At 62.2% G+C, this 7454-nt stretch carries 8 protein-coding genes; 3 read left to right on the top strand and 5 right to left on the bottom strand.

Annotation, left to right across the window (positions count from 1 at the left end):
* The 4 genes from VMJ11_RS23155 to VMJ11_RS23140 form a co-directional block, all read right to left on the bottom strand.
* Positions 1 to 167: GTP-binding protein (locus tag VMJ11_RS23155; protein ID WP_349255978.1), on the bottom strand; the 167-nt coding region annotated here is incomplete at its 3' end.
* A 381-nt stretch (positions 168 to 548) separates the two neighbouring features.
* On the bottom strand, positions 549 to 1067 hold the full coding sequence (locus VMJ11_RS23150; protein WP_325622147.1) for a DUF192 domain-containing protein: 519 nt from the start codon (positions 1065 to 1067) through the stop codon (positions 549 to 551).
* Between the two features lie 237 nt (positions 1068 to 1304).
* Positions 1305 to 1508 (bottom strand): hypothetical protein, encoded by a 204-nt coding sequence (locus VMJ11_RS23145; RefSeq protein WP_325622145.1) that lies wholly within the window; start codon positions 1506 to 1508, stop codon positions 1305 to 1307.
* A 354-nt stretch (positions 1509 to 1862) separates the two neighbouring features.
* Complete coding sequence (locus VMJ11_RS23140) at positions 1863 to 2444, bottom strand: pseudouridine synthase (protein ID WP_325622143.1); 582 nt, start codon at positions 2442 to 2444, stop codon at positions 1863 to 1865.
* 476 nt (positions 2445 to 2920) lie between these two features.
* Here VMJ11_RS23140 and icd point away from each other — a divergent pair, with 476 nt between their 5' ends.
* Entirely contained in the window at positions 2921 to 4177 is a 1257-nt protein-coding gene (icd, locus tag VMJ11_RS23135; protein WP_325622141.1) for an NADP-dependent isocitrate dehydrogenase, read from the top strand.
* A gap of 682 nt (positions 4178 to 4859) precedes the next feature.
* Positions 4860 to 6464 (top strand): multicopper oxidase family protein, encoded by a 1605-nt coding sequence (locus tag VMJ11_RS23130; RefSeq protein WP_325622139.1) that lies wholly within the window; start codon positions 4860 to 4862, stop codon positions 6462 to 6464.
* Positions 6465 to 6544: 80 nt separating this feature from the next.
* On the opposite strand, the gene cspD is transcribed toward VMJ11_RS23130, so the two are convergent.
* Positions 6545 to 6751 (bottom strand): cold shock domain-containing protein CspD, encoded by a 207-nt coding sequence (gene cspD / locus VMJ11_RS23125; protein ID WP_017776809.1) that lies wholly within the window; start codon positions 6749 to 6751, stop codon positions 6545 to 6547.
* Positions 6752 to 7325: 574 nt separating this feature from the next.
* Between cspD and VMJ11_RS23120 the strand changes: the two genes are divergently transcribed.
* Positions 7326 to 7454, top strand: a 129-nt coding sequence (locus tag VMJ11_RS23120; protein WP_325622151.1) for an ATP-dependent Clp protease adaptor ClpS, incomplete at its 3' end; no start/stop codon positions are given.

Raw genomic sequence — 7454 nt, 5'->3', positions numbered from 1 at the left:
TCCTGCTCCATCCAGTCCATGGTCGCCGCGCCGTCGTGAACCTCGCCAAGCTTGTGATTCACGCCGGTGTAAAAGAGGATCCGTTCGGTCGTGGTGGTTTTGCCGGCATCGATATGAGCGCTGATCCCGATGTTGCGATAGCGCTCGATGGGGGTCTTGCGAGGCACGGTGATCTCCTTGGAATAACGCGCCATGGAAGCTGCCGGGCGGCACGCGGCGCGGCCAGCGCGCGGCCCGATGCGTCGCAGGGCGCCAGCCAGTGTGCGCAAGCGCCGTGCGAGGGACTACTAGCATAGCGCTTGCGCGGCGCTTTTGCTGGGCGCCTGTCGCGGCGCGGGAGGCGGCGCGGAGGAGGTGCGGAGGAGATGTGGAGGCGCGCGGGGGCAGCGCGGGAGGCAGTGCGGAGGCGCCTGGCGCTGCCCACGCCAGGCGGGCGCGCGGCGAAACGCTTCCGCGACACGCGAACCGGCGCTCACGCGGGCAAAAAAAGCCGGCGCCGCGTGCGAGCGGGGCCGGCCTGTGGCTGTACTTGCCTCGTGCGCCGCGCGTTACTGCAGCGGCGGCAATCCTTCAATTCTCATGCCGGGCTTGATGCCCTTCGACGTGAACCACCCCTTGCTCATTTCGAGTGCAAACGTGCCGTTGTTACGCGGGCAGTGGTTATTGGTCGTTTCGGCTTGCATTTCGTCGATGTCGGTGATCGTGCCGTCGGCGCGAATGAACGCAATCGACAGCGGGATCAGCGTGTTCTTCATCCAGAAGCAGTGCACGGCGTTTTCGCCGAACACGAACAGCATGCCTTCGTTGGGCCCGAGCTGCGAGCGGTACATGAGGCCTTGCTCGCGATCGGCGTCGTTGGCTGCGACGGCGGCGTCGATCACGTACATGCCGGCCGTGAGCTTCACGCGCGGAAATTCACCGGGCTGCTTTGCGCCGGGCGGCATCTGCTGCGCGTGGGCGACGCTCGACGTCGCCGCCGTGGTGAGCATGAGGGCCGCGCAAGCGGCGAACGGCAATGCTACGGCAAGCGCGCAGCGCACGACGAACGGGCGCAGGGAAAATCGCACGAGGGGCTCCTTGACTGAGGTTAATCCGCGCATGTTACGCGACCAGGTCAGAACGGGTCAAAATGCACGGCACCGCGAGCATCAGGCAACGCATTGCGCAAGGCATGCATGTCAATAAAACGCGTGGCCGAAAAACACGCGGGCAAACAAAAAGGCAGAACGCCTTGCGGCACTCTGCCTTTCGTCGCGCTGAAGAGCGGCAATGAATGCCGTTCTTCGATGCGTCTTACAGCAAGCTTACTCCGAAGCTGCCGAAGCGGCTTCAGCCTTCGCTGCCTTCTTGTGCGATGCCTTCTTGTGCGTCGACTTCTTGTGAGCAGCCTTGTGTGCCGGTGCCGAAGCAGCTTCAGCAGCAGCCGGAGCAGCTTCCGGAGCCGAAGCTTGTGCGAAAGCAGCCGATGCGAAGAGGCCAGCGACCAGAGCAGCGATCAGTTTGTTCATTTTGTGAATCCTCAGCTTGAGTTAATTAACCAAGTGACCCGGTTTTTGGAGTCAGGTCGGTAAACGTGCCATCCACCTTTCGGTTGACAGTCGCCTTCGATAAATTCGCGGAAATTTGCGCAAATTTGCATGGGGCGTCTGCCAGCGGTCGGAGCCGCGCATTGCTGCGAGGCCCCTGAAGGCTGAATGCCGGATAGCTTCGGGGCGGCATCTGCGTCGAATAACGCGCGGTCTCGCGAGACGGTTGACGCGAAGTTTTCATTTGCTTCGCAACGCGTCGAAAGGGAAAAGCGGGGGACGTGTCGCGCGATTCGAAAGGGACTGGCCAATCAACGAAAAGTGCTTGCGCAACAATCACTTGTGTTGACGAGATGGACTTTGCCATGGCGCGTTCGTGGGCACGTCGATGCTTTCGCCGGGCGCGAGGCCAAGCGAAAAAATATCGAGTGCGCCGATTGCCACGCGTACGAGCCGCAAAGTTGGATAGCCCACGGCAGCGCTCATGCGCCGTACCTGGCGATTCTTGCCTTCGCTGATCGCGATCTCCACCCACGTGGTTGGAATCGATGCGCGATAACGAATCGGCGGATTGCGCGGCCACAAATTCTCGGGTGCGGCAATGACTTTCGCGCGACACGGCTGCGTCACGAAGTCGCCAAGATCGACGCCTCGCTCGAGCGCGGCGAGCGCTGCCGCATCGGGCTCGCCTTCCACCTGGGCCCAATAGCGCTTCACGAGCTTGCGTCGCGGTTCGGCGATGCGTGCCTGCAATGCGCCGTCATCGGTCAGCAGGAGCAGTCCTTCACTGTCGGAGTCGAGCCGGCCGGCCGGATAAACGCCCGGCACCTTCACCCAGTCCGCGAGCGACTGACGCGTTTCATGCGGCGAAAACTGGCAGATCGTGCCGAACGGTTTATTGAGGGCGATCAAACGCATGATGGAGCGGGGAAGGACGAGTGAATGACTGGCTAGCGCCGAGATCTTAATGCAAAATGTGTTTCGTCGATTTACATGTCTTATATAAGATATAAGACATGAGCGGTGCGTACCCTCTCAGCGCGGCCATGGCAGGCGCATGGGCAGGCATCTCGCATGCCGCGCGCACACGCGTTTGCAATGTGGCGACGCAGCATCGCCAGCGGTTCCTCGCGCGCACGCAAGCGCATGAGGTGCGCGGCACGCATGCGCGGGCCGTGGGCTAGAATAACCGCCAGACCTTCACGCGTACGGGCCGCTCACGCCGCGTTGTGCGTCGCGTGCCCTGGACAGTCTTGCTGCGAACAATCGACCGCGCCGGATGTCGGCGAGCCGCAACGGCGAAATGCATCTTGCGCCGGGCAACATGCTTCGTCGCTTGCACGAGGCGCGACGTCCAACCCGCTACAACAGTCTTGCCCTTACTGGAGTCGATCATGCCGTATCAGCACATCAAGGTTCCGACGGGCGGTGAGAAGATCACCGTCAATCCGGATTTCTCGCTCAACGTCTCTGACCAGCCGATCATCCCGTACATCGAAGGTGACGGCACGGGCATCGACATCACGCCCGTCATGCTCAAGGTGGTCGACGCGGCGGTCGCAAAGGCGTATGGCGGCAAGCGCAAGATTCACTGGATGGAGATCTACGCGGGCGAGAAGGCCACGCGTGTGTACGGCCCCGACGTATGGCTGCCCGACGAGACGCTCGAGGCGGTGAAGGAATACGTCGTGTCGATCAAGGGGCCGCTCACGACCCCAGTGGGTGGCGGCATCCGTTCGCTGAACGTCGCGCTGCGCCAGCAACTCGACCTCTACGTGTGCCTGCGCCCGGTGCAGTATTTCAAGGGTGTGCCGTCGCCGGTGCGCGCGCCCGAGAAGGTCAACATGGTGATCTTCCGCGAGAACTCGGAAGACATCTACGCGGGTATTGAGTGGCCTGCCGAATCCGAAGGCGCGAAGAAGCTCATCAAGTTCCTGCGCGAAGAGATGGGCGTGTCGAAGATCCGTTTTCCGGAGAGCTCGGGCATCGGCGTCAAGCCGGTCTCGCGCGAAGGCACGGAGCGGCTCGTGCGCAAGGCGATCCAGTACGCGATCGACAACGAGCGCCGCTCGGTCACGCTCGTGCACAAGGGCAACATCATGAAGTTCACCGAGGGTGCGTTCCGTGACTACGGCTACGCGCTCGCGCAGAAGGAGTTCGCGGCCGAACTCATCGACGGTGGCCCGTGGATGAAGATCAAGAACCCGAAGACGGGCGGCGACATCGTGATCAAGGACGTGATCGCCGACGCATTCCTGCAGCAGATCCTGCTGCGTCCGGCCGAATACGACGTGATCGCCACGCTGAACCTGAACGGCGACTATATCTCCGACGCGCTCGCAGCGCAGGTGGGCGGCATCGGCATCGCGCCGGGTGCAAATCTTTCGGACTCCGTGGCGATGTTCGAGGCCACGCACGGCACGGCGCCGAAGTATGCGGGCAAGGACTATGTGAATCCCGGCTCCGAGATTCTCTCGGCGGAAATGATGTTGCGCCACCTCGGCTGGGTCGACGCGGCCAACCTCATCATCGCCTCGATGGAGAAGTCGATTCTGCAGAAGCGCGTCACGTATGACTTTGCGCGCCTGATGGAAGGGGCGACGCAGGTGTCCTGTTCCGGGTTTGGACAGGTGATGATCGACAACATGTAAGCGGCACTCGCGGTTCCTGGGTCTCGTTAGACAATCCCGGCTGTCCGAATGGACTGCCGGGATTTTGCTTTTCGTCACGCGGATAAAATTATGCCGGACTGCTTAGTTATGCAGATTCGAACGCGAGGTGCACGACGAAGGGTGGCGTGCGTTATCATGGTGCGGATCCATCGAATTCGTGCGTCGGTTTGCTCAACGTGGCTGTCCTTTGTCGCCTCCTTCTCGTTTGCCTTTTCTCGCTCGTTGCAGTGCGCGGCGTAATGGCGTGCGAGCCTACGCAACACGTCGCGCTGACGTTGCACGCCGTCGTTGCGGCCGGCGATCCTTGCGCCGAGACAAATCCTGACAACACCACGGACGTCAACGGTCACGGCGCGCATTGCGCGAGTTGCTGTGTCCACTGCGGCGCGCCACTCGCTGCAAACTCATTCGACGTACATGTCCCCGGTGGTTCCACGCTCGCCGCGCTTGCCGTGGCGCTGCGTGCCGGGATTACGCACGCTCCTCCTTTGCCTCCTCCGATCGCCTGAGCGGGGGCGCTCGCGCTTTTGCAGGCGCGGCCATGCTTGTCTGAGATGCTTCGCGCGCGGGTGGCGCAGGCGACGCGAACGGCCGCACGCGCGGCGCGCCTCTCATTGCGCGTTGCGTGCGCAGGCATGAACGAGGTATGAGGAACCCATCGATGAAACGAAGAACCTTTCTGGCTGGCGCCATGAGTGCCGCCACGTCGTCCCTGTTCGCGCGGCATGCATTCGCGCAAGGCGCGGGCGAAGCGATGCACACGATGCCCGGCATGACAGCCATGCCGGCGACGGCGGGCGGCATGATGCAGCCGCAGCCAGCGCTCGCGGCTGTCGACGCGTTGCCCGCCGGCGCGCCGCTTGCCGTGCTGCGCACGCTCGCGAATCAGAGCCGCGAGCAGGGCCAGTTTCGCGCGACGCTCATCGCGCAACCCGCTGCACGCCCGCTGCTGGCGGGCCAGCAGCAGACCGTCTTCTGGCAATACGATGCGGGGGTAGCCACCGCAAACGACGGCCCCGTCATCGGCCCGTTGATCGATGTGCGCGAGGGCGACACCGTTGAGATCACGTTCGTGAACCGGCTGGCCCAACCGTCGACGATTCACTGGCATGGTTTGCCCGTACCGCCGGATCAGGATGGCAATCCGTCGAATCCCGTGGCGCCGGGCGAGCAGCGTGTCTACCGCTTTACGTTGCCGCCGGGAAGCGCAGGCACCTACTGGTATCACCCGCATCCGCACATGCTGAGTGCCGAGCAGGTGTTTCGCGGACTGGCGGGTCCGATCGTCGTGCGCGCCGCCGACGATCCGCTCGCCGCGTGGCCCGAGCGGCATCTGTTCATTTCAGACCTGAAGCTCGCCGCAGACGGCACGATTGCCGCGAACAGCATGATGGACTGGATGAATGGCCGCGAAGGCCAGTTCGTGCTCGTGAACGGCGCGCGGCAGCCGCAGATCGAGGTCGTGCGCGACGAGCGCTGGCGCGTCTGGAACGGCTGTAATGCGCGCTATCTGCAACTCGCGTTCGACGATGGCCGCGCCTTCACACAGGTCGGCACTGACGGCGGTCTGCTCGGTGCGCCGCGCGAGGGCGTCACCGCGCTGCTGCTCGCACCGGGCGAGCGCGCGGAATTGATCGTGCGCGCGGGGCAGGGGGCGTCGCAGGCGTCGCTTGTGGCCGCGCAGTACGACCGCCGCAAAATGGCGATGTCGCACGGCAGCTTGCCCCCGGATCCATCCCGGATATTGGCAAACGTCCGCTTCACGCCTCGGCTGGCAGCGCAATCCATGCTGCCGGCGCGCTTGCGCGCGATTGCTCCGCTCGAGTCGTCACGCTCCCAAAAGCCCCCGAAAAAGGCCGTAGTCTTCAGCGAAGCGATGGACATGCACGCGATGCACCAGCCAGGTGCCTCTACGCACCGCATACCGGCCGGCATGCAGTTCATGGTGAACGGTGCGGTGTTCGATCCGACGCACGTGACACTCACGAGCCGGCGCGGCGAGGTCGAGCATTGGGCGATAGCGAACCGCACGGACATGGATCATCCGTTCCATCTGCATGGCACGCAGTTTCAGGTGCTGGCGCGCGAGCAGAGCGGCGTGAGCAAGGAAGAGGATCTGCTGGCATGGCGCGACACGGTGAACGTGCAACCCGGCGAGACCGTGCACATCGCGACGGTGCAGCGCGAAGCTGGCGATCGCATGTTTCATTGCCACATCCTCGAGCACGAGGATCTCGGCATGATGGGGATCTTGCGCGTGAGCTAGCACGCGATCGTTAAAAAAACGATGAAGCCAAAAAGAAACCCGGCCGAAGCCGGGTTTCCAAGGTACGGGTACCGAACAGATCAGGCTGCAGCCTGAATGTTCGATGCCTGTTTACCCTTCGGGCCTTGCACGACCTCGAAGCTCACTTTCTGACCTTCTTTCAGGGTCTTGAAACCATTCATCTGAATGGCCGAAAAGTGAGCGAACAGGTCCTCGCCGCCTTCATCCGGCGTAATGAACCCGAAACCCTTCGCGTCGTTGAACCACTTGACCGTACCGGTTGCCATACCTACTTCCCCTGTAACTCATGTCACTACCACGAGCAGTTCGAAAAGCTAAACGATCGCATGTTGCGGTCGCCCCCTCCTCACAAGCTCACCAACGGCATTTTTTCGAAATTTGAGGCGGTTGAAAAAAGTGCCAGCTTGATTGTTGGGGGTCTTTATTCTGCTGTCAAGAATATTTTGAGACGTTCTCTGACGCGTTGTAAAGAGCGCATTTCCAGGGTTTTTCCTGCTTTTCGCGGTGGCTGCGCGCAGCTGCGCGGTCCATCTTGAAAAGTCGCATAATCGACGCACATGGGATGCACCGCAGCACAGAATCTGAAGCGCAGCGTGCGGGTGCCTACAGTCGTGTTCCACCCCAACGCCAAGGTTGTGCGATACTCGATTCAACGGTGGCGTGAAAGCTGCTGGCAGCAGGATTGTGTACCGGCCCCGCAGCCGGTCGATGGGATCGGGGCCGGGCCAGGGCGCATGAATTGCTTGCGGCAGGATGCAGGTCGGGAGCGTCGTGGTCACCGGACGGCCGGTCGGGTTACGGCAGGATTGCGGGCCTGTCCGAGTTGTTTAGAATGGGTGTATGGCGATTATCCCGGACAAGCAGGATTCAACCGTACTGGAGCGGCAGGAGCAAAAGGTCAAACCGCCCTCCATGTACAAGGTCGTGCTAATGAATGACGACTACACGCCGATGGAATTCGTCGTGATG

The organism is Paraburkholderia sp. (assembly GCF_035501035.1).
Taxonomy (GTDB): Bacteria; Pseudomonadota; Gammaproteobacteria; order Burkholderiales; family Burkholderiaceae; genus Paraburkholderia.
Note: the sequence above shows the minus strand (reverse complement) of the source record. Positions and strands in the feature narration are given on the sequence as shown.

Excerpts from the sequence above, each read along its gene's own strand:
- VMJ11_RS23145 (WP_325622145.1), bottom strand. The coding sequence starts at position 1,508 with ATGAACAAACTGATCGCTGCTCTGGTCGCTGGCCTCTTCGCATCGGCT.
- VMJ11_RS23140 (WP_325622143.1), bottom strand. The coding sequence starts at position 2,444 with ATGCGTTTGATCGCCCTCAATAAACCGTTCGGCACGATCTGCCAGTTT.
- icd (WP_325622141.1), top strand. The coding sequence starts at position 2,921 with ATGCCGTATCAGCACATCAAGGTTCCGACGGGCGGTGAGAAGATCACC.
- VMJ11_RS23130 (WP_325622139.1), top strand. The coding sequence starts at position 4,860 with ATGAAACGAAGAACCTTTCTGGCTGGCGCCATGAGTGCCGCCACGTCG.
- cspD (WP_017776809.1), bottom strand. The coding sequence starts at position 6,751 with ATGGCAACCGGTACGGTCAAGTGGTTCAACGACGCGAAGGGTTTCGGG.